The organism is Modestobacter versicolor, assembly GCF_014195485.1.
Lineage (GTDB): Bacteria > Actinomycetota > Actinomycetes > Mycobacteriales > Geodermatophilaceae > Modestobacter > Modestobacter versicolor.
Map to the genome: position 1 here is coordinate 3,450,641 of NZ_JACIBU010000001.1, position 21,614 is coordinate 3,472,254.

A 21,614-nucleotide genomic window follows, 5' to 3' on the forward strand; every position below is an offset into this window, starting at 1 on the left:
CCGGTCAGTCTGCCGGGGGGCCGGGGGCGGGCGCCGGTCCACCGGCGGCGCGGAGCCCGGACAGCAGACCGAGGGCCAGCCCGGCCCGGGCCGGCGGGGGCAGCGCGGCGGTGAACTCGGCGTCCAGGGCCGCGACGACCTCCCGGCCGGTGGCCAGCAGCTCGTGCCCGCGGTCGGTGACCTCCAGCAGGGCCGCTCGGCCGCGGCCGCCCCCCGGCTCCCGGACGGCGCCCAGCTCGGTGAGCGTGCCGACCGTCGCGTGCATGCTCTGCACGGTGACCCGCGCCCGCCGGGCCAGGTCGGTGTAGGAGAGCCCGGGCGTGCCGGCGAGGTGGCCGAGGGCGCCGAGGTGCCGCAGCGAGAGCCCGTGCGCCCGCAGCGCGGTGTTCAACCGGGCCTCCCAGGCCCGCCCGGCCAGGATGGCCAGCATCACCGGGCTGTCCGCCGGTGGCCCCCCGGCGGGCGGCTGCTCGGTCATGGGCCAGGGACAGTAGCCCGGCGGGTCAGTCCGGCGGTGCGGGGCTGGTGGCGGCGGTCCGGCGGAGGGCCAGCAGGCCGCCGATCCCGGGCACGAACGTCAGCGTCCGTGCCTGCCGGGGCAGCGGCAGCAGGAACGCCGTCGCGATGGTGGCCAGGTAGGCGCACCCGTGCACCGGCCCCATCAGCGAGGCGACGGCCTCGACGTGCGCCGTCCCGAGGTTGACCAGCAGCACGACCAGGGAGACGGTCTCGGCCCAGGAGGCGAGCCGCAGCCAGCGCAGGTCCACGGTCAGACCCCCGTCGTCGAGCCGGGCCGGGCGATCATCAGCACGACGACCGTGGCCCACAGCAGGTTGAACACCCCGGCGCCCATCGCCAGGGCGCGGACGTCGACCCGCTGGTCGCCGGCCCCGGCGTCCAGGACGGCGCGCACCTGGGCCTGCCGGGGCAGCACGACCAGGGCGAGCAGCAGGCCGGCGATCGCGGTGAGCAGCATCGAGACCAGCAGCCAGGCATCGGTGAGCACGTCCAGGGCCAGCGCGGTGGCGATGCCGAACACCGGCACGACCAGGGCCAGCACCGCGTAGACGCGGGTGATCCGGTGCAGCAGGTGCACGGCGGGCAGGGCGCCCGGGGCGCCGGCGCCGGCAGCCTCCCGGGCGTAGCGGGGGAACAGGCTGACCGCCACCGTCACCGGCCCGATGAACACGATGGCGGCGATCACGTGGACGCTCAGGAGCAGCTCGTTCATGGGTCCTCCGGGTCGTTGGTCCGCCGACGGTATCAGTCAGGCTGAAACCGATGGCGCGGAGCATCGCAGCGGTCCGGCCGATGGCTCAGCCGCGCTCGGTCGCCAGCCGGGCGCCGAAGCCGAGCAGCGCCACGCCGGTGACGGCGTCCAGGCTGCGGCGCACCCGGCGGCGGGCCAGCACCCGCCGCGCCCGGTCCATCAGCAGCACCAGCGCGACCGACCAGGCCAGGCCGAGGACGGCGTGGCTGAGCGCGTACCCGGCGAGCAGCCCGACGCCCGCGCCGGGGGAGAGGAACTGCGGCAGCACCGCCAGGTAGAAGACCAGCACCTTCGGGTTGGTGACGTTGGACAGGAAGCCCTGCCGCCAGCCGGCCCAGGCCACCGCAGCGCCGGCCGGGGCGCCGTCGAACGCGGCGTACTCGCCGCGGACGGCGGACCGGATCGACTGGACGGCGAGCAGCACCAGGTAGCAGATGCCCGCCCAGCGGATCGCCTGGAACAGCGGCTCCACCCGGAGCACGAGAGCGCCCAGCCCGGCCGCGGCTGCCGTGCCCTGCACCGCGTTGGAGGTGGCCACGCCGACGGCGCACCACAGCCCGCGGGGCCGGCCGCCGGCCAGCGTGTTCCGGACGACGACGGCGAAGTCGGGCCCGGGCACCGCGACCAGCACCGCGGCGACGAGCAGGAAGGTCCACCAGCCGGTCGACTGCACGCCCCATCGTGGCAGCCTCTCGGTCGTGCGCGCGCTGGTGTTCGAGGAGTTCGGTGGTCCGCTGGCGGTCCGGTCGGTGCCCGAGCCGGACCCCGCGCCCGACGGCGTGGTCGTGCGGGTCGGCGCGAGCGGGATCTGCCGCAGCGACTGGCACGGCTGGTCCGGCCACGACCCGGACGTCGTCCTGCCGCACGTCCCCGGGCACGAGTTGGCCGGCACCGTGGCCGCGGTCGGCGACCGGGTGCGGAACTGGGCGGTCGGTGACCGGGTGACCGTGCCGTTCGTCTGCGCGTGCGGGCGCTGCGCCCCGTGCCGGGAGGGCGCCGGCCAGGTCTGCCTGGCCCAGACCCAGCCGGGCTTCACCCACTGGGGCTCGCTGGCCGAGCTCGTCGCGCTGGACGCCGCCGACGTCAACCTCGTCGCGCTGCCCGAGCAGCTGCCGTTCGGCACCGCGGCCAGCCTGGGCTGCCGGTTCGCCACCGCGTTCCGCGCGGTCACCGGCGTCGGGCGGGTGCGGCCGGGGGAGTGGGTCGCGGTGCACGGCTGCGGCGGGGTGGGGCTGTCCGCGGTCCAGGTCGCCGTCGCCGCCGGCGCTCGGGTGGTCGCCGTCGACGTGACCCCCGGCGCGCTCGCCCTGGCGGCTGCCTGCGGCGCCGAGCACCTGGTCGACGGCTCGGCGACCGACGTGCCGGCCGCCGTCCGGGAGCTGACCGGCGGCGGTGCGCACCTCTCCCTCGACGCCCTGGGCGCCGCGGTGACCTGCGTGGACTCGATCCGCAGCCTGCGCCCGCGGGGCCGGCACGTGCAGGTGGGGCTGCTCCCGCCCGCGGTCGGCCGGACCGAGGTGCCCATGGAGCTGGTCATTGCCCGCGAGCTGGCCGTGCTGGGCAGTCACGGCATGGCCGCCGCCGACTACCCGGCGATGCTCTCGCTGATCGCGGCCGGGCGGCTGCGCCCGGAGCTGCTGGTCACCCGCGAGCTGGGGCTGGACGACGCCGGTGCGGCGCTGGCCGCCGTCGGGCGGGAGCCGGGCATCGCCGTCGTCACCTCGTTCTGAGCCGGGATCAGCTGGTCGGCGCGCTCGACTCCGCCGACGGCTCCTCGTCCTCCTCCGACGGCTCGGCGCTGGTCGCCGGTGCCCGGCTGGTCGTGGTGGCGCGCGAGGAGGCCGGTGCGCTCGAGCTCGGTGCCCGGGTGGTGGTGGTCGGCGTCGTGGTCTCCTGCTCCTCCTGCTCCTCGGTCGTCTCCGGGGCCCGGCTGGTCGTGCTCGGGGCCGACGTCGCGGGGGCCCGGGTGGTGGTCGGGGCGGTGGTGCCCGGCGTGGGCGTGGGCGTCGGCGTCGGGGTGGCGGTGTCGCAGGACACGTAGGAGCAGGGCACCTCGACCGTCCGGCCGTCCGAGGTGGTGACGGTCGTCGTCTGCCCCTCGTCGCGAGGCAGCGCGGCGTTGAGCGCGAACAGCAGCACGAACAGGCAGCCGATCACCACCGTCGACGTGCGGGCCCGGCCGATCCGGGCCGGCACGTGCTGCCAGATCCCGGTGCGCCGGGTCGCCGGTGCGGTGCTGACCGCCGGCTGCTCGACGGTCTGCTGGGGGATGACGGTGGTGGGCTGCTCGTCCGGCTTGCTCATGCCATCCCCCCGCTGCGTGCCCGGTCCTCGGCCAGCGCCTCGTCCTGGACGTCGACCTCCTGCGCCGACGTGGCGCGCAGCGAGACCCCCTCGCGGGAGAGCGCCAGCGCCACCCGGGCGCGCAGGTCACGCCCCACCTCGAACTGCTTGCCCGGCAGCGTGCGGGCCACGATCCGCAGGTTCACCTCGTCCAGCGCCAGGCTCTCCACGCCCATCACGCTGGGCGCATCGAGCAGCAGCCGGTGCAGCCGCTCGTCGGCGAAGGCGCGCTGGCCGACCTCGCGGAGCACCTCCTGCACCCGGTTGACGTCGGCGGTGGCCGGGACGGGCACGTCGACCACGGCGCGGGCCCAGTCGCGGGACAGGTTGACGACCTTGACGATCTGCCCGTTCGGGACGATCACCACCTCGCCGTTCACCGACCTCAACCGGGTGATCCGGAGCGTGACGTCCTCCACGGTGCCCTCGGCGGGGTCACCGCCCCCGACGACCTGGATGGAGACGACGTCACCGAAGCCGTACTGCCGCTCGGTGATCAGGAAGAACCCGGCGAGCACGTCGCCGACGACCCGCTGGGCACCGAAGCCCAGGCCCACGCCGAGCACCGTCGCCGGGGCGACCAGACCGGTGACCGGGACGCCGAGGCGCTCGAGCACGAAGAAGATGGTGATCGACCAGATCATCACGATCGCCGCCCAGGTCAGCACCTGGGTGAGCGAGTGCCGGTGCTTGGCCGCCTCGGATCGCACGAGGGCGTCGGAGCCGGTCGCGGCGGCGTCGATCCGGTCGGTGATCCGACGGCCGACCCAGCTCACGAACCGGGCGAGCAGGACGGCGCCCAGGATGATCAGGAGCGCCTCGAGGCCGGGACCGCGGAGCCAGTTCAGGAAGTCGTCCATCGCCGTCCAGTGTCCCGCGCCGCCCTGTCCGGGCCGGGACCGGGGGGCCCGCAGCCGAGACCGTTCCGTGATCATCCCGGTTTGCGAGGCAGCGGTGCGGAGCGCACCGTGAGGGATCCGGACCGCCCTCCAGCCTCGGGGTCGGCGGTCCGCTGCCATGCACGCTGAACGGAAGGGGGGAGGCGCCGGGCGACCGGGGCCGCATCCTGCTGTGTCTAGTTCTCCTACTGCACCACCCGGCCGCGGACGCCGCGAGTCGATCACGAAGCGTCTCAACCCGATCCCCAGCCGTCACCCGGCGCTCGCCCAGCCCCCGGTCGGCGAGGCCGAGGGCACCGGCCGGCTGGACACCGTGGTGTTCGGCGTCGCGGCCGTCGTGGCCCTCGCCTTCGTCGCCTGGGGGTTCCTCGGCTCGGACAGCCTGAGCAGCGCCAGCGGTGGGGCGCTGACCTGGATCGAGACCAACCTGGGCTGGCTGTTCGTCGTGCTGGCCTCGGCCTTCGTGGTCTTCGTCCTGTGGCTGGCCGCCAGCCGCTACGGCCGCATCCCGCTGGGCCGCGACGACGAGGCGCCGGAGTTCCGCACCGTCTCCTGGGTCGCGATGATGTTCAGCGCCGGGATGGGCATCGGGCTGATGTTCTACGGCGTGGCCGAGCCGCTGGGCCACTACGTCTCCCCGCCGCCGGGCACGGTCGAGGGCGAGACCGCCGACGCCGCGCGGACCGCGATGGCCACCACGCTGTTCCACTGGTCGCTGCACCCGTGGGCGATCTACGCCGTCGTCGGGCTGGCGATCGCCTACGGCACCTTCCGCCGCGGCCGCCCCCAGTTGATCAGCGCCGCGTTCGCCCCGCTGATCGGCCGGCGTCGCGCCGAGGGGCCGGTCGGCAAGGTGATCGACGTCCTGGCGATCTTCGCCACGCTGTTCGGGTCGGCGGCCTCGCTGGGGCTGGGCGCGCTGCAGATCGGCAGCGGGATGGAGATCCTCGGCTGGGCCGGCGACGTCGGCAACGGCGTGCTGGTGGCGGTCATCGCCGTGCTCACCGCGGCGTTCGTCGCGTCCGCCGTGTCCGGGGTGGCCCGCGGCATCCAGTGGCTGTCCAACACCAACATGGTGCTGGCACTGGTGCTGGCGGTGTTCGTCTTCGTCGTCGGGCCGACGGTCTTCATCCTCAACCTGGTGCCCGAGGCGATCGGCGCCTACTTCTCCGACCTCGGCGAGATGGCCGGGCGCACCGAGGCCTCCGGCGGCGACGCGATGGCCGAGTGGCTGCGCGGCTGGACGGTCTTCTACTGGGCCTGGTGGATCAGCTGGACCCCGTTCGTCGGCCTGTTCATCGCCCGGATCAGCCGCGGCCGCACCATCCGGCAGTTCGTCACCGGCGTGCTGCTGGTGCCCAGCGTCGTCAGCCTGGTCTGGTTCGCCGTCTTCGGTGGGGCCGGCATCGCCGCCCAGCGGGACGGCGCGGACGTCGCCGGTCAGGCCACGTCCGAGGGGCAGCTGTTCGGCGTCCTCGAGCAGTACCCGCTGGCCACCGTGATGACGGTGCTGGTCATGGTGCTGGTGGCGATCTTCTTCGTCTCCGGCGCCGACGCCGCCTCGATCGTGATGGGCTCGCTGTCCGAGCGGGGCACGCTGTCGCCCAGCCGCGGGATCGTCGTGTTCTGGGGCGTGGTGATGGGCGCGGTGGCGGCGATCATGCTGCTGGTCGGCGGGGACGACGCCCTGACCGGGCTGCAGAACCTGACCATCATCGCGGCGCTGCCCTTCGCCCTGGTGATGGTCGGCCTGGCCGTCTCGCTGGCCAAGGACCTGCGGTCGGACCCGATGGTGCTGCGCCGGGCCTACGCCACCGAGGCGGTCGAGCAGGCCGTCGTCGACGGCATCACCCGGCACGGCGAGGACTTCCAGCTCGTCGTCGAGCCCGCCGCGGTCGACCCGGTCCCCAACGCGGTGGCGCCGCTGCCGGCCGAGGACCGGGTGCGCGACGAGGCACCGGCCGGGCGTCCGCGGGACCCGCGCGACTGAGCCAGCCGCCCCCCTCGCCCGACCGGCGAGGGGGGCGCTGCCCGGGCGGCGTGTGACGGGTGGGGCGTGGTGCGGGACACGTCCGGATCCGGCTTGAGAACGGGCGGGGTCGGGACGATGCAGGGGGTGCACACCTCCGTTGACCCGTGCAACCCCGAGCCCAGGAGCCCCCGCATGCCGTCCACCCCGCCGTCCGGCGCCGCCCCCGACGCGCCCGTGCGCCAGGCGGCCTGGTGGGGTGACCGGTCGGTGGCCACGAAGGTGCTCACCGCGGTCGGCGCGGCCTCCGCCGTCGCCGTGGTCATCGGGGTCACCGGGCTGAGCGCGCTGGAGAGCGAGGCGGCCGCCAGCCAGCGGATCTACACGCAGGACGTGCTCGGGATCGACGGCATCTCCGCGCTGGTCAACGACCTGCAGAACGTCGCGGTCGCCCAGCGGGACGCCGTCCTGGCCGGCACGCCCACCGAGATCGGCACCGCGCTGGACCGGGTGCAGCAGGCGCGCGCGGACTTCGACGCCGACCTGCAGGCCTACCTCGCCCTGGAGCACCCCGCCGAGGCCGAGGAGGCGATCGGCGAGATCCAGGCGACCTTCGCCCAGGCCTCCGAGGTCGAGGACCGCCTGCTCACCTCGCTGGCCCAGGCGCACGACCAGGCCGGCTGGCTGGCCGTGCACGAGAGCCAGGTGGCGCCGCTCGTCACCGACGCGCTGACCGGGCTGCTGGAGCTGGAGGAGCTGGAGAGCGCGGACGCCGGGGCGAGCGCCCAGGCGGCCGCCGACGAGAGCGCCCGGCAGCGCACGTTCTCCCTCGTCGTCCTGGTCGTCGGCGTCCTGCTGGCGCTGGCCGTCGGGCTGGCGGTCGCCCGCAACCTGGCCGCCAACGTCCGCCGGGTCGAGCGGGTCGCCGAGGCGCTCGCCACCGGCGACCTGACCCGCACCAGCGGGCTGACCACCCGCGACGAGCTGGGCCGGATGGGCGCGGCGATCGACGAGGCCATGGGCCGGCTGCGCACCGTGATGTCCACCGTCGTCGCCTCGTCCAGCACCGTCGCCGCCTCCGCCGAGGAGCTCTCGGCCTCCGCGGCGCAGATCTCGGCGTCCGCCGAGGAGACCAGCGTGCAGGTCAACGTCGTCTCCGGCGCCGCCGAGGAGGTCTCCCGCAGCGTGGCGACCGTCTCCGCCGGTGCCGAGGAGATGAACGTGGCGATCATGGAGATCGCCCGCAGCGCCAACGAGGCGGCGCAGGTGGCCGCCACCGCCGTCGCCGAGGCCGCCACCACCAACGCCACCGTCGTCCAGCTGGGCGACTCCTCGCGGGAGATCGGCGAGGTCGTCAAGGTCATCACCTCGATCGCCGCGCAGACCAACCTGCTCGCGCTCAACGCGACCATCGAGGCGGCCCGGGCCGGCGAGGCCGGCAAGGGCTTCGCCGTCGTGGCCAACGAGGTCAAGGAGCTGTCGGAGGAGACGGCGCGCGCCACCGAGGACATCGCCCGCCGGGTCGAGGCGATCCAGGGCGACACCGGCGGTGCCGTCGACGCGATCAGCCGGATCTCGGAGATCATCGGCTCGATCAACGACTACCAGCTCACCATCGCCTCGGCGGTCGAGGAGCAGACCGCGACCACCACCGAGATGTCCCGGTCGATCCAGGAGGGCGCCCTGGGCACCACCCAGATCGCCGAGAACGTCTCCGGGGTGTCGCAGGCCGCCGAGCAGACCAACCAGGCGCTCAGCCAGACCCGGATCGCCGTCGACGAGCTCTCCCGGCTGGCCACCGACCTGCGCGCCTCGGTGAGCCACTTCTCGTTCTGAGCCAGGACGCCCGGAGCGGGCAAGCTGGCGGGGTGACCGACGCCGTAGCCCGTGCCCGCGCGCTCGCCGAGGAGCTGCTCTTCCCCTCCGCCGCGGTGGTCGACGCCGCCGGCGCCGTACCGCGCTCCCACCTCGACGCGATCGCCGACGCCGGGCTCTACGGGCTGACCGGCCCGGCCGACGCCGGCGGGCTGGACGCCGACCCCGGAACGGTGGCCGCGGTGGTCGAGGAGCTCGCCTCCGGCGAGCTGTCCACGGCGTTCGTCTGGCTGCAGCACCTGGGGGTGGCCGGGGCGCTCCGCGACGGTCCGGAGCCGCTGCGCGAGGCGTTCCTCGCCGACCTCTGCGCCGGCCGCCGGCGCGGGGGAGTGGCCCTGCAGGCCGCGCTGCGGCCCGGGCCGGCAGCCGTCCGGGTGCGCACCGACGGAGACGGGCTCGTGCTGGACGGCACGGTGCCCTGGGTGACCGGCTGGGGGCACGTGGACCTGCTGCTGGTGGCCGCCCGCGACGCCGCCGACGACGTGGTCTTCGCGCTGGTCGACGCGGTCGGGTCCGCGACCCTCGCCGTCGCGCCGCAGCGGATGGTCGCGGTCACCGCCAGCGCGACGGTCGAGCTCCGGCTGGACGGCCACCGCGTGCCGGCCGGCCGGGTGGTGGGCACCGTGCCGCTGGCCGACATCCGGGCCGGTGACGCGGCGGGCCTGCGGCCCAACGGCTCGCTGGCGCTCGGGCTGGTCGCCCGGTGCGCCCGGCTGCTGGGCCCCTCCCCGCTGGACGGCGAGCTCGCCGGGGCCCGGGCCCGGCTGGACGCGGCGACGCCCGAGGAGCTGCCGGCCGCCCGGGCCGCGGCCTCCGCGCTCGCCCACCGGGCCGCCGGCCTGCTGGTGGTCAGCACCGGCAGCAGCGCCGTGCACTCCGGGGCGCACGCCGAGCGGCTGGCCCGGGAGGCGCTGTTCCTGCTGGTGTTCGGCTCGCGCCCGGCGATCAGGGCGGCCCTCGTCGCCGAGCTGGGCGGCTAGCGCAGGCGGCGGACCGGCACGACCATCGGCGTGCCGGTGACCGGGTCGGGCACCACCCGGGCCTCCAGCTCGAACACGTCGGCGAGCAGCTGCTCGGTGAGCACCTCCTCCGGGGTGCCCGCGGCGACCAGCACGCCGTCCTTCATCGCCACCAGCCGCTGCGCGTACCGGGCGGCGAGGTTGAGGTCGTGCAGCACCACGACGACCGTGCGGCCGCGCTCGGCGTGCAGCCGGCCGACCAGCTCGAGGACGTCGACCTGGTGGGCGAGGTCGAGGTAGGTCGTCGGCTCGTCGAGCAGCAGCAGGTCGGTGCCCTGGGCCAGGGCCATCGAGATCCAGGCCCGCTGGCGCTGCCCGCCGGACAGCGCGTCGACCGGCGCGTCGGCGAGGTCGGCCATGTCGGTCCAGGTCAGCGCCTCGGTCACCACCGCCTCGTCGTCCGAGGACCACTGGCGCAGCCAGCTCTGGTGCGGGTGCCGGCCGCGGGCGACCAGGTCGGCGACGGTGAGGCCCTCGGGTGCCAGCGGGGTCTGCGGGAGCAGCCCGAGCACCTTGGCGACCTCCTTGGTCGGCGTGGAGGTGATCGCCCGGCCGTCGAGCAGCACGGCGCCGGCGGTGGGCCGCAGCAGCCGCCCCAGCGCGCGCAGCAGCGTCGACTTGCCGCAGCCGTTGGGTCCGACGATCGCGGTGAACGAGCCGTCGGTCAGCTGCAGGTCCAGGTCGTGGACGACGACCTTATCGCCGTAGGCCAGCCGGACGCCCTCGGCGGCCAGCCGCACGGGGGCCACCGGTTCGACGCCCGGGACGGCGGGGGAGTGGGTGGGTGCGGTCACAGGGTGGTCAGCCGCCTTCCGCGGACCAGGAGCCAGAGCAGGTAGGGGGCGCCGATGACGGCGGTCACGACCCCGACGGGGAACGTGGCGGGCAGCACGGTGCGGGCGACGAGGTCGCTGCCCACCACCAGCAGCGCGCCGAGCAGGCCGGAGGCCAGCAGCGGCGGGCGGGAGCCGCCGGCCAGCCGGACGGCGATCTGCGGCACGACGAGGGCGACGAACTGGATCGGCCCGGCCGCCGACACCGCGAAGGCGGCGAGCGCGACCGCGACGACGACGGTGACCGCCTGGGCCAGCGGCACCCGCACGCCCAGCCCGCGGGCGGTCTCGTCGCCGAACTGCAGCACCCCGAGCACCCGGCTCAGCGCCACCGAGGCCGGCAGCAGCACCACCAGCGCGACGGCCAGCGGCAGCGCCTGGTCCCAGCCGCGACCGTTCAGCGAGCCGGTGATCCAGACGTTCGCGGCGGCGGCGTCCTGGATGTCGCTGCGGGTGAGCAGGTAGCTGACCACGGCCTGGGCCATCGCGGACAGGCCGATGCCGACCAGGACGAGGCGGTAGCCGTCGATGCCCTTGTTCCACGCCAGGCCGAACACCAGCAGCGCCATGAGCAGGCCGCCGGCCAGCGCCGCGGCGGGGAGGCCGAGCCCGCCCAGCACCCCGGTCGCCGAGGCCCCGCCGAGCACGATCACCGCGACCGCGCCGATCGAGGCGCCGCCGGTGACGCCCAGGACGTCCGGGCTGGCCAGCGGGTTGCGGGCGAAGGTCTGGATCAGCGCCCCGGAGACGCCCAGCGCGATGCCGACGAGCACGGCGACGGCCACCCGCGGGGCACGCAGCTCCAGCACGATGAACCGCTGGGTGTCGTCGCCCAGGCCGACGAGCGCCCGCAGCACGTCGACGACGCCGATCGGGTAGTCGCCGCGGCCGAGGCTCAGCGCGGCGGCCAGCACCAGCACGACCAGCACGAGCACCGGCACGACCAGCTGGCGGCGGCGGTAGGTGGTGGACAGGCCACCGATCCGCACGGTCCGCCGGGGCCGCGGCCCGGGGGCCGGCGCGCGGGTGGGCGCCATCGCGGTCACAGCGAGACCAGCTTCCGGCGGCGCACCAGGGCGATGAAGAAAGGGGTGCCGACGACGGCCAGGACGATGCCGACCTGCAGCTCGCCCGGGCGGGCGACGACTCGGCCGAACACGTCGGCGAGCAGCAGGAACACCACGCCGAGCAGCCCGGAGTAGGGGATCAGCCAGCGGTGGTCGGGGCCGGTGATGGTGCGGGCGACGTGCGGTACGACCAGCCCGACGAAGGCGATCGGCCCGCAGGCGGCGGTGGCGGCGCCGGTGAGCAGGGTGACGGAGAGCAGCCCCACCGCGCGGGCCAGCCAGATCCGCTGGCCGAGGCCCCGGGCGACGTCCTCGCCCAGCCCGAGCAGGTTCAGCGCCGGGGCGTTGACCAGCGCCAGCACCAGGCCGACGACGACGAACGGGGCGACCTGGACGGCGACGTCGGAGTCGCGGCCGGCGAGCGCGCCGACCACCCAGAACCGGAAGGAGTCCAGCGCCTCGGTCTCGCGGATGGTGATCGCCTGCACCAGCGCGTAGATCAGGTAGCTCAGCGCCGAGCCGGCCAGCGCGAGGCTCACCGGGGTGGCCCCGCCTCGGCCGGAGGACCCGATCAGGTAGACCGCGACGCTGCCGAGGAACGCGCCGAGGAAGGCGAACCAGACGTAGCCGGAGGGCGAGCCGAGGCCGAGCAGCCAGATGGACAGGACGACGGCGAGCGAGGCGCCCGCGGTGACGCCGAGCAGGCCGGGGTCGCCCAGCGGGTTGCGGGTGTGCCCCTGCATCAGCGCCCCGGAGATGCCCAGCGACAGACCGGCCAGCAGGCCGAGCAGCGTGCGCGGCACCCGCAACTCGCGGACGATGACCGTCTCGTCGCCGGGGGTGCTGCCGTCGACCAGCGCCTGCCACACGGTGCCCAGCCCGATCGACCGGGTGCCGACCGCGATGCTCAGCGCGCAGGTGAGCACGACGAGGGCGACGAGCAGCCACAGCCCCAGGACCCGCGAGCCCGCGCCGCGCAGCAGCCCGTCGCGGGAGGGCGCCGCCTCCTCGGGAGGCCGGGTGGCCGTGCGCTGCGCCACGTGCGGCTCCTGGGGACGACGGGCCGGTCGGCCGATGGTCTGGTTAGCCTGACCTTACCTGGGCGTCCGCGCCACCCGTGCCCGCGTGACGGGGCACCTCAGGCATAGAGGCCGTCCCGTACCGCCAGGGCCGCGCGGACGGCGCCGGGCGAGGCGTTCGCCAGCGGCATCCGGACGTCGGGGGTGGGGATGCGGCCCTCGGCGTGCAGCACCGCCTTGATCACCGCCGGGCTCGGCTCGGCGAACAGCGCGAGGGTGAGCGGCAGCAGCGCCTCGGCGTGCGCCCGCCCCTCCGCCAGCCGGCCGGCCAGGCCGTCCTCGACCATCGCCACGAACCGGCGCGTCTGCAGGTTCGCCGAGGCCGCGATCGCGCCGGTGGCGCCCATCAGCACCAGGGGGAAGAGGTAGGGGTCGTCGCCGCCGAGCACCGCGAACCCGTCGGGCGCCCCGGCCAGCACGGTGAGGGTGTCGGCGTCGACGGCGCCCACCGCCTGCTTGAGCCCGGCCACGTCCGGGGTCGCCGCCAGCTCCAGCAGGGCGGCCGCGCCGAGGCCCCGGCCGGTGCGGTACGGCACGTTGTAGGCGACCACCGGCACCGGCGAGCGCTCCGCGACCAGCTGCAGGTGCGCCACCACGGCCGGCTCGGCGGGCCGCACGTAGTAGGGCGTGACGGCCAGCGAGGCGGTCACCCCGGGGACGTCGGCCAGGGCCTCGTGCCGGGCGATCGTCGTCCGGGTGTCGTTGGTGCCGGCGCCGACGAGCAGCTGGCCGCCGAGGTCGCTGCACACCCGGCCGCAGAGCGCCAGGACGGCGGCCCGCTCGTCGTCGTCCAGCGAGCTCGGCTCCCCGGTCGTCGCCAGGGCCACGATCCCCGTCGCGCCGGCCGCCAGGCAGTCGGCGACCAGCCGTTCGAGCGCGTCCAGCGAGACGGCGCCGTGCTCGTCGAACGGGGTGACGACCGGGACGTAGGTGCCGCGCAGGCGCAGGGAGCTGACCACGGGTCGAACGTAGGGGGCGTCCCCGCTCAGCGGGGTGCGGTGCCGGCGACGACCAGGTCGGCGAGCTCGCGGTAGGCGGCGGCGTCGTCCAGGCCGGTGACCGCGGTGATCTCGCCGCGGTGGATCGCGCCCATCACCGACGCCACGGCCGCACCGACGAAGGAGGCGTGCACGGGGCGGATCGTGCCGGCGGCCAGCCCGTCGGCGACGAACTGCTGCACCCGGGCCGCGGCCGAGCGGGTGTTGCGCTCGTAGATCTCCCGGGCCGGGGCGAAGGCGGCGACGTCGGCGAAGAACGCCGGGGAGGCCGGCTGCAGCTGCTCGGAGACGGCCAGCAGGTAGGCGCTGATCCGCTCGCGGTGGTCGTCGGGGACCGCGGCCCGCTGCTCGACGGCGGCGGTGGCGCGCTGGAAGAACCGCTTCACCACCGCGACGACCAGCTGCTCCTTGCTCGCGGCCAGCCCGTAGAGCGTGCTCTTGGAGCAGCGCAGCCGGCGGGCCAGCTCGTCGAGGGTGAAGGCGGCGAAGCCCTCGGCCAGCACCAGGGCGACGAGCTCGTCGAGCAGCTCCGCCCGGCGGGCCGGGCCGCGGGTGCTGCGGGTGTCCAGCGTCGTCATCACCCCTCCTCGGACTACCGGACAGTAACAACGCACCGTCCATCGGTACTGCGTACAGTCCCTGGGTACCGATAACAGTCCGGGACGACGTCGTCCCGGCCGCACCGGAGGTGCCCCGTGCCCGTCGCCCGCCTGGTTCCCACGCAGGAGGCCGCCGACCTGCTCGAGCTCACCCGGGCCCTCGCCCGCGAGGAGCTGGAGCCCCGGGTGGCCACCGCCGAGGCCGACGAGGTCTTCCCGCGCGACGTCTTCCGCACCCTGGGCCGCGCCGGGCTGCTCGGCCTGCCCTACGGCGAGGACGTCGGCGGCGGCGCGCAGCCCTACGAGGTCTACCTGCAGGTGCTCGAGGAGCTCGCTGCCGTCTGGGCCAGCGTCGCGGTGGGCGTGAGCGTGCACGGGCTGTCCTGCTTCGGCCTGGCCACCCAGGGCACCGCAGAGCAGCAGCAGCGCTGGCTGCCGGAGATGCTCGGCGGCGAGTTGCTGGGCGCGTACTGCCTGTCCGAGCCGCACGCCGGCTCCGACCCGGCCGCGATGCGCACCACCGCCGTCCGCGACGGCGACTCCTACGTGCTCACCGGCGACAAGGCCTGGACGACGCACGGCGGCCAGGCCGACTTCTACAAGGTGATGGCCCGGACGTCCGACGACCGGTCCCGCGGCATCTCCTGCTTCCTGGTGCCCGCCGACGCCGCTGGCCTCGTCGCGGACCCGGCCGAGCGGAAGATGGGCCTGACCGGCTCGACCACGGCGACCATGCGGTTCGAGGGCGTGCGCATCGACGCCGACCGGCGGCTGGGCGCGGAGGGCCAGGGGCTGGCCATCGCGCTCGCCGGGCTGGACGCCGGGCGGCTGGGCATCGCCGCCGTCGCGACCGGGCTGGCCCAGGGCGCGCTGGACGACGCGCTCGCGTACGCCAAGGAGCGGGAGACGTTCGGCGTCCCGATCATCGAGCACCAGGGCCTGGCGTTCCTGATCGCCGACATGGCCGCCGCCGTCGAGACCTCGCGGGCGATGTACCTGGCCGCGGCGCGGCTCAAGGACGCCGGCCAGCCCTACTCCCAGCAGGCCGCGATCGCGAAGCTGGTGTGCACCGACAACGCGATGAAGGTGACCACCGACGCCGTCCAGGTGCTCGGCGGCTACGGCTACACCAAGGACTTCCCGGTCGAGCGGTACATGCGCGAGGCCAAGGTCATGCAGATCTTCGAGGGCACCAACCAGATCCAGCGGGTGGTGATCAGCCGCGCGCTGGCCCGCGGCGGCGCCGAGCGGACCACGGTCACCGGCGAGCCCGGCTTCGCCCTCGCCCGCTAGCCCCCTCGATCCCGGAGATGGCCATCTCCGGGGCCCGGACGGGCTGACTTCCGGGCGGGGCGCTCCTACGCTGCCGGGCATGTGCCGGAACATCCACGTGCTGCACAACCTCGAGCCCGCGACGACGTCGGACGAGGTGCGGGCCGCCGCGCTGCAGTACGTGCGCAAGGTCAGCGGCTCGGCCAAGCCCTCGCAGGCGAACCAGGCCGCGTTCGACCGGGCGGTCGAGGAGATCGCGCACGCCACCGAGCACCTGCTCGCCGATCTGGTCACCACCGCGCCGCCCAAGGACCGCGAGGTGCTCGCCGCCCAGGCCCGCGCCCGAGCCGCCGTGCGGTACGCCCGCTGACGGCTTCACTTTCCGCGCGGAAGGTGAAGCCGCTAGACGAGGAAGCGGTAGGCGGTCGTGCCGGGGGCCAGGTGCTGGATCTTCAGCGGGCCGCGCTCGATCCGGTCCAGCAACGGGGCGAGCCCGTCGACGCTGCCCAGCTCGATGCCGGTCAGCGCCGCGCCGGTCTCCCGGTTGTCGCGCTTGACGTACTCGAACAGCACGATGTCGTCGTCCGGACCGAGCACCTCGTCGAGGAACCGGCGCAGCGCGCCGGGCTCCTGCGGGAACTCGACCAGGAAGTAGTGCTTGAGCCCGCGGTGCACCAGTGACCGCTCGACGACCTCGGCGTACCGGCTGACGTCGTTGTTGCCGCCCGACAGCAGGGTCACCACCGTCTGACCGGGCTCGACGACGACGGCGCCGCTGGTCAGTGCCGCGCTCGCCAGCGCCCCGGCGGGCTCGGCGATCACCCCGTCGACCTGGTACAGCTCCAGCATCTCGGTGCAGACCTGCCCCTCGGGCACGGTCACCAGCTCGGCGCCGGAGTCGCGCACCAGCGGGAACGTGACGTCGCCGGCCCGGCGCACCGAGGCGCCGTCGACGAAGGTGTCGATCTCCGGCAGCTCCACCGGGTGCCCGGCCGCCAGCGCCGCGGCCATGCCGGCAGCGCCGGCCGGCTCGACACCGACCAGCCGGGTGCCGGGCGCGTGCTCGCGCAGCCAGGTGCCGCAGCCGGCCAGCAGCCCGCCCCCACCGACCGGCAGGACGAGGACGTCGGGGGCGCTGCCCAGCTGGTCGAGCAGCTCGGCGGCGACGGTGGCCTGCCCGACGACGGTGGACAGCGCGTCGAAGGCGGGCACCAGCGTCGCGCCGGTCAGCGCGGCGTGCTCCGCGGCGGCTGCGGCCGCGTCGTCGTAGGTGTCGCCGTGGACCACGAGTTCCACCATGTCCCCGCCCAGCGCCGCGATCCGCTGCCGCTTCTGCCGCGGCGTCGTCCCGGGCACGAACACCTTGCCGCGCACCCCGAGCACCCGGCAGGCGTAGGCCACGCCCTGCCCGTGGTTGCCGGCGCTCGCGGTGACCGCGCCGGCCGCCCGCCGGACGTCGTCCAGCTGGCTGATCGTGTTGTAGGCGCCGCGGACCTTGTAGGAGCGCCCGACCTGCAGGTCCTCGCGTTTCACCCAGACGGCCGCGCCGGTCAGCTCGGAGAGCCGGGCGTTGCGCTGCAGCGGCGTCCGCTCGGCGACGCCGGCCAGCCGCCGGGCGGCGGCGGAGACCTCGGCGGAGAAGCTGGTGCGCACGTCGGTCACAGGGTCATCCTGCCCGCCGCGGACAACCGGCTCCCGCGCGAGTCGAGCTCTGCCCACAGTCGTGGGCAGAGCTCGACTGTCCGCGGAAGGACGTCCACCGCCACGAGATCGAGCCCTGCCCACAGTCGTGGGCAGAGCTCGACCGTCCGCGGGAGGACGTCCACCACCACGAGATCGAGCCCTGCCCACCGTGGTGGGCAGGGCTCGACTGTGCGGGGGAGGTGGCCCGGCGGCGGTCAGATGCCCCGGTAGGTGCCGCGGGTCGACTCCTTCTCGGGCACCGGCGCGAACACGTTGCCGGTGGTCGGCGGCACGGCGTCGCGCGCCATCCCGAAGACCTTGAGCAGCGGGCCGACCAGGGCGTCGAACACCGGCGGGAACAGCCGGAACCCCGTGATGATCAGCGGGTTCGCGAAGCCGGACTGCTTGAGCCGGCGCGGGGCGTCGATCCGCGACACGACCGCCCGGGCCACCCGCTCCGGCGTGTAGACCGGCGGCGGCGGGTGGCCGGTGTTGCCGAGCACGGTCGCGGCCTGGTCGTAGATGGGCGTGGTGACCCCGCCGGGGGCGACGGCGGAGACGTGCACGTCGGGCAGCTCGCGCAGCTCCTGCTGCAGGGTGCGGATGAGCCCGAGCTGGCCCCACTTCGCCGTCACGTAGGCGCCCATCGTCGGCGCGGTGATCGAGGCGAGCAGCGAGCTGACCACCACCACGTGCCCGCGCTGCTGCGAGCGGAGCACCGGCAGCGCCGAGCGGAAGACGTGGAAGGTGCCGAGCACGGCGGTGTCCACGACCCGCTCGAAGACGTCGGCCGGCACGTCCTCGATCCGGCCGTAGGCCATCACGGTCGCCGCGTGGACGACGACGTCCAGCCGGCCGAAGGTCTGCACCGCCCGGTCGACGGCGGCCTGCACGGCGTCGGGGTCCAGCACGTCGGCGGGCACGCACTCCACCGCAGCGGCCCCGGCAGCGCGGCAGTCGGCGGCGGCGTCGGCCAGCGTGGTGGCGCTGCGGGACACCAGCACCAGCGAGGCGCCGCGTTCGGCGAACTGGATGGCGCTGGCCCGGCCGATCCCGCTGGAGGCGCCGGTGACCAGCACGACCTCGCGGAGGGCTCGCGCGGACGAGACGTCGCTTGCCGTGGTCTCTGCAGTCACGACGGGGGGCTACCCGGCAGAGCGCCGGGCACGCATGTTGCGCGCAACGGAAAAGGAAGCGGTGGGTGGACAGGACGAATGAGACGAATCACGGGACCGGGGGCGGCCGGTCCCGATACGGTGCGGGTCCACGCCCGAGACGGGCCGGACGCTGGGAGTGCCTGTGTTCGAGAAGGTCCTGGTCGCCAACCGCGGCGAGATCGCCGTGCGCGCGTTCCGCGCCGCCTACGAGCTGGGCGCCGGGACGGTCGCCGTCTTCCCGCACGAGGACCGCAACTCGGTCCACCGGCTCAAGGCCGACGAGAGCTACGAGATCGGCGAGCCCGGGCACCCGGTGCGCGCCTACCTCGACGTCGACGAGATCGTCCGCGCCGCCCAGCGGGCCGGCGCCGACGCCGTCTACCCCGGCTACGGGTTCCTGTCCGAGAACCCCGACCTCGCCGAGGCCTGCGCGCGGGCCGGGATCACCTTCGTCGGCCCGTCGGCGCAGGTGCTGGAGCTGACCGGCGACAAGTCGCGGGCCATCGCCGCAGCCCGGGAGGCTGGGCTGCCCGTGCTCCAGGGCACTGCGCCCAGCGACGACGTCGACGTGCTGCTGGCCGCGGCCGGCGAGATCGAGGGCCCGGTGTTCGTCAAGGCGGTCGCCGGCGGTGGCGGGCGCGGCATGCGCCGGGTCACCGACCGCGACCAGCTCCGCGGGGCCATCGAGGCCGCCATGCGGGAGGCGGAGTCGGCCTTCGGCGACGCGACCGTCTTCCTCGAGCAGGCGGTCATCGAGCCGCGGCACATCGAGGTGCAGGTGCTGGCCGACGGCGAGGGCAACGTCATCCACCTGTACGAGCGCGACTGCTCGGTGCAGCGGCGCCACCAGAAGGTCATCGAGATCGCCCCGGCGCCGAACCTCGACCCCGAGCTGCGCGAGCGGATGTGCGCCGACGCCGTCCGGTTCGCGCGGCAGATCGGCTACAGCTGCGCCGGCACGGTGGAGTTCCTGGTCGACCGCGAGGGCCGGCACGTCTTCATCGAGATGAACCCGCGCATCCAGGTCGAGCACACGGTGACCGAGGAGGTCACCGACGTCGACCTGGTGCAGAGCCAGCTGCGGATCGCGTCGGGCGAGACGCTGGCCGACCTGGGCCTCACCCAGGACGCCATCGTGCTGCGCGGCGCGGCGCTGCAGACCCGGATCACCACCGAGGACCCGGCCAACGGCTTCCGCCCGGACACCGGCCGGATCACCGCCTACCGCTCGCCCGGCGGCGCCGGGGTGCGGCTGGACGGCGCGGCCACCCTGGGCGCGGAGGTCGGCGCCTACTTCGACTCGATGCTGGTCAAGCTGACCTGCCGCGGCCGCACCTGGGACATCGCGGTGGCCCGGGCCCGGCGCGCGGTCGCCGAGTTCCGCATCCGCGGCGTCTCGACCAACATCCCGTTCCTGCAGGCGGTGCTCGACGACCCGGACTTCCAGGCCGGGCGGGTGACGACGGCGTTCATCGAGGAGCGCCCGGAGCTGCTCACCGCCCGGTCCTCGGCCGACCGCGGCACCAAGATGCTGGCCTACCTGGCCGACGTCACGGTCAACCGGCCGCACGGCGAGCGGCCGCACCTGGTCGACCCGGTGGAGAAGCTGCCCCGGCTGGACATGGCGCTGCACCCGCTCGACGGCTCCCGCGACCGGCTGCGCGAGCTCGGGCCCGAGCGCTTCGCCGCCGACCTGCGCGCGCAGAGGGCCCTCGCCGTCACCGACACCACCTTCCGCGACGCCCACCAGTCGCTGCTGGCCACCCGGGTGCGCACCAAGGACCTGCTGGCCGTCGCCGGGCACGTGGCCCGGGCGACCCCGCAGCTGCTGAGCATCGAGGCCTGGGGCGGGGCGACCTACGACGTCGCGCTGCGCTTCCTGCACGAGGACCCGTGGGAGCGGCTGGCCGCGCTGCGCGAGGCGGTACCGAACATCTGCCTGCAGATGCTGCTCCGCGGCCGGAACACCGTGGGCTACACGCCCTACCCGGAGGAGGTGACCACGGCGTTCGTCGCCGAGGCCGCCCGCACCGGCATCGACGTCTTCCGGGTGTTCGACGCGCTCAACGACGTCAGCCAGATGCGCCCGGCGATCGACGCCGTCCGGGAGACCGGGACCGCCATCGCCGAGGTCGCGCTCTGCTACACCGCCGACCTCTCCGACCCGGCCGAGCGGCTGTACGACCTCGACTACTACCTGCGGCTGGCCGAGCAGATCGTCGAGGCCGGCGCGCACGTGCTGGCGATCAAGGACATGGCCGGGCTGCTCCGCCCGCCGGCGGCCGCCACCCTGGTCACCGCGCTGCGCGAGCGCTTCGACCTGCCGGTGCACCTGCACACCCACGACACCCCCGGCGGCCAGCTGGCCACCCTGATGGCGGCCTGGCAGGCCGGGGTCGACGCCGTGGACGGCGCCAGCGCGGCGCTGGCCGGCACGACGTCGCAGCCGGCGCTGTCGAGCATCGTCGCCGCGACCGACCACACCGAGCGGGCCACCGGGCTGGACCTGCGGGCGGTCAACGACCTGGAGCCCTACTGGGAGGCGGTGCGCCGGGTCTACGCGCCGTTCGAGTCCGGGCTGCCCGCGCCCACCGGCCGGGTCTACACCCACGAGATCCCCGGCGGGCAGCTGTCCAACCTGCGCCAGCAGGCGATCGCGCTGGGGCTGGGGCAGAAGTTCGAGGAGGTCGAGGCGATGTACGCCGCGGCCGACCGGCTGCTGGGCCGGCTGGTCAAGGTCACCCCGTCGTCCAAGGTGGTCGGCGACCTGGCGCTGCAGCTGGTCGGGGCCGGCGTCGCCGTCGCCGACTTCGCCGGGGACCCGGCCCGCTTCGACCTGCCCGACTCCGTCGTCGGCTTCCTGCGCGGCGAGCTGGGCGACCCGCCCGGCGGCTGGCCCGAGCCGTTCCGCAGCCGGGCGCTGGAGGGCCGCCGCGCGGCCGAGCCGCCGGCCGAGCTGACCGACGAGGACCACGACGGGCTGGCCAAGGAGCCGCGGACCACGCTCAACCGGCTGCTGTTCCCCGGGCCGACCAAGGAGTTCCAGGCCCACCGGGACACCTACGGCGACACCTCGGTGCTGCCCAGCAAGGAGTTCCTCTACGGGCTGCGCACCAACACCGAGCACTCGGTCGACCTGGAGCCCGGCGTCCGGCTGCTGATCGGCATCGAGGCGGTCTCCGACGCCGACGAGCGCGGCATGCGCACGGTCATGTGCACGCTCAACGGCCAGCTGCGGCCGGTCAGCGTGCGGGACCGGTCCGTCTCGGCCGACGTCCAGCCCACCGAGAAGGCCGACCGGAGCGACCCGGACCAGGTGGCCGCGCCGTTCGCCGGGGTGGTCACCCTCTCGGTGGCGGAGGGCGACGAGGTCGCGGCCGGTGCGCAGGTCGGCACCATCGAGGCGATGAAGATGGAGGCCTCGATCACCGCGCCCAAGGCCGGCACGGTGAAGCGGGTGGCGATCAGCGCCGTCCAGCAGGTCGAGGGCGGCGACCTGCTCGTCGTCCTGGGCTGAGCCCGGCCGCCGGGGGGCGTTTCCCAGGCGACAC

20 protein-coding genes are annotated in these 21,614 nt (G+C 75.1%); 7 read left to right on the plus strand and 13 right to left on the minus strand.

The features are described from left to right. Positions 1-4: 4 nt before the first annotated feature. The 4 genes from FHX36_RS16855 to FHX36_RS16865 form a co-directional block, all read right to left on the minus strand. Complete coding sequence (locus FHX36_RS16855; RefSeq protein WP_183513918.1) at positions 5-478, minus strand: MarR family winged helix-turn-helix transcriptional regulator; 474 nt, start codon at positions 476-478, stop codon at positions 5-7. Between the two features lie 25 nt (positions 479-503). Beyond that, on the minus strand, positions 504-767 hold the full coding sequence (locus tag FHX36_RS22470; RefSeq protein WP_110554348.1) for a DUF3817 domain-containing protein: 264 nt from the start codon (positions 765-767) through the stop codon (positions 504-506). A gap of 2 nt (positions 768-769) precedes the next feature. Then, a complete protein-coding gene (locus tag FHX36_RS22475; protein ID WP_110554349.1) occupies positions 770-1,231 on the minus strand; it encodes a hypothetical protein in 462 nt (153 codons plus the stop codon). Positions 1,232-1,316: 85 nt separating this feature from the next. Then, complete coding sequence (locus FHX36_RS16865) at positions 1,317-1,943, minus strand: LysE family translocator (RefSeq protein WP_110554350.1); 627 nt, start codon at positions 1,941-1,943, stop codon at positions 1,317-1,319. A gap of 25 nt (positions 1,944-1,968) precedes the next feature. On the opposite strand from FHX36_RS16865, the gene FHX36_RS16870 reads away from it, so the two are divergent. Continuing rightward, a complete protein-coding gene (locus FHX36_RS16870) occupies positions 1,969-3,000 on the plus strand; it encodes a zinc-binding dehydrogenase (RefSeq protein ID WP_183513919.1) in 1,032 nt (343 codons plus the stop codon). A gap of 7 nt (positions 3,001-3,007) precedes the next feature. Here FHX36_RS16870 and FHX36_RS16875 read toward each other — a convergent pair whose 3' ends face one another. Together FHX36_RS16875 and FHX36_RS16880 are read right to left on the minus strand one after the other, a co-directional pair. Beyond that, entirely contained in the window at positions 3,008-3,574 is a 567-nt protein-coding gene (locus FHX36_RS16875) for a hypothetical protein (protein ID WP_181428694.1), read from the minus strand. Then, complete coding sequence (locus FHX36_RS16880; protein ID WP_110551475.1) at positions 3,571-4,473, minus strand: mechanosensitive ion channel family protein; 903 nt, start codon at positions 4,471-4,473, stop codon at positions 3,571-3,573. Before FHX36_RS16880 ends, FHX36_RS16875 begins: the two co-directional genes overlap by 4 nt. 211 nt (positions 4,474-4,684) lie before the next feature. Between FHX36_RS16880 and FHX36_RS16885 the strand changes: the two genes are divergently transcribed. The 3 genes from FHX36_RS16885 to FHX36_RS16895 all read left to right on the plus strand — a co-directional run bounded on the left by FHX36_RS16885 (position 4,685) and on the right by FHX36_RS16895 (position 9,336). Next, on the plus strand, positions 4,685-6,502 hold the full coding sequence (locus FHX36_RS16885; RefSeq protein WP_110551474.1) for a BCCT family transporter: 1,818 nt from the start codon (positions 4,685-4,687) through the stop codon (positions 6,500-6,502). Positions 6,503-6,676: 174 nt separating this feature from the next. Continuing rightward, positions 6,677-8,317, plus strand: a complete 1,641-nt coding sequence (locus tag FHX36_RS16890) for a methyl-accepting chemotaxis protein (protein WP_110551473.1) — start codon at positions 6,677-6,679, stop codon at positions 8,315-8,317. Between the two features lie 32 nt (positions 8,318-8,349). Further along, entirely contained in the window at positions 8,350-9,336 is a 987-nt protein-coding gene (locus tag FHX36_RS16895) for an acyl-CoA dehydrogenase family protein (protein WP_110551472.1), read from the plus strand. Here the strand turns inward: FHX36_RS16895 and FHX36_RS16900 are convergent. The 5 genes from FHX36_RS16900 to FHX36_RS16920 form a co-directional block, all read right to left on the minus strand. Beyond that, entirely contained in the window at positions 9,333-10,169 is an 837-nt protein-coding gene (locus tag FHX36_RS16900) for an ABC transporter ATP-binding protein (RefSeq protein ID WP_110551471.1), read from the minus strand. The two genes, FHX36_RS16895 and FHX36_RS16900, sit on opposite strands and share 4 nt — an antisense overlap. Then, positions 10,166-11,245, minus strand: a complete 1,080-nt coding sequence (locus FHX36_RS16905) for a FecCD family ABC transporter permease (RefSeq protein WP_110551478.1) — start codon at positions 11,243-11,245, stop codon at positions 10,166-10,168. Before FHX36_RS16905 ends, FHX36_RS16900 begins: the two co-directional genes overlap by 4 nt. A 5-nt stretch (positions 11,246-11,250) precedes the next feature. After that, positions 11,251-12,315 (minus strand): FecCD family ABC transporter permease, encoded by a 1,065-nt coding sequence (locus FHX36_RS16910; RefSeq protein WP_110551470.1) that lies wholly within the window; start codon positions 12,313-12,315, stop codon positions 11,251-11,253. Positions 12,316-12,413: 98 nt separating this feature from the next. Next, positions 12,414-13,313: a dihydrodipicolinate synthase family protein gene (locus tag FHX36_RS16915; RefSeq protein ID WP_220035867.1), complete on the minus strand. Its 900-nt coding sequence runs from the start codon at positions 13,311-13,313 to the stop codon at positions 12,414-12,416. Between the two features lie 26 nt (positions 13,314-13,339). Next, positions 13,340-13,930, minus strand: a complete 591-nt coding sequence (locus tag FHX36_RS16920) for a TetR/AcrR family transcriptional regulator (RefSeq protein WP_110551469.1) — start codon at positions 13,928-13,930, stop codon at positions 13,340-13,342. A gap of 117 nt (positions 13,931-14,047) precedes the next feature. On the opposite strand from FHX36_RS16920, the gene FHX36_RS16925 reads away from it, so the two are divergent. Together FHX36_RS16925 and FHX36_RS16930 are read left to right on the plus strand one after the other, a co-directional pair. Continuing rightward, on the plus strand, positions 14,048-15,244 hold the full coding sequence (locus FHX36_RS16925) for an acyl-CoA dehydrogenase family protein (RefSeq protein ID WP_110551468.1): 1,197 nt from the start codon (positions 14,048-14,050) through the stop codon (positions 15,242-15,244). A gap of 79 nt (positions 15,245-15,323) precedes the next feature. Beyond that, positions 15,324-15,593 carry a DUF2277 domain-containing protein gene (locus tag FHX36_RS16930; protein WP_110551467.1) on the plus strand — a complete coding sequence of 90 codons (270 nt, stop codon included), beginning with the start codon at positions 15,324-15,326 and terminating at the stop codon, positions 15,591-15,593. Positions 15,594-15,625: 32 nt separating this feature from the next. On the opposite strand, the gene ilvA is transcribed toward FHX36_RS16930, so the two are convergent. Both ilvA and FHX36_RS16940 read right to left on the minus strand, forming a co-directional pair. Further along, positions 15,626-16,885 carry a threonine ammonia-lyase IlvA gene (gene ilvA, locus FHX36_RS16935; protein WP_110551466.1) on the minus strand — a complete coding sequence of 420 codons (1,260 nt, stop codon included), beginning with the start codon at positions 16,883-16,885 and terminating at the stop codon, positions 15,626-15,628. 236 nt (positions 16,886-17,121) lie between these two features. Continuing rightward, positions 17,122-18,042 (minus strand): SDR family NAD(P)-dependent oxidoreductase, encoded by a 921-nt coding sequence (locus tag FHX36_RS16940; RefSeq protein WP_110551465.1) that lies wholly within the window; start codon positions 18,040-18,042, stop codon positions 17,122-17,124. A 163-nt stretch (positions 18,043-18,205) separates the two neighbouring features. Between FHX36_RS16940 and FHX36_RS16945 the strand changes: the two genes are divergently transcribed. Further along, complete coding sequence (locus tag FHX36_RS16945; protein WP_110551464.1) at positions 18,206-21,580, plus strand: pyruvate carboxylase; 3,375 nt, start codon at positions 18,206-18,208, stop codon at positions 21,578-21,580. Positions 21,581-21,614 lie beyond the last annotated feature (34 nt).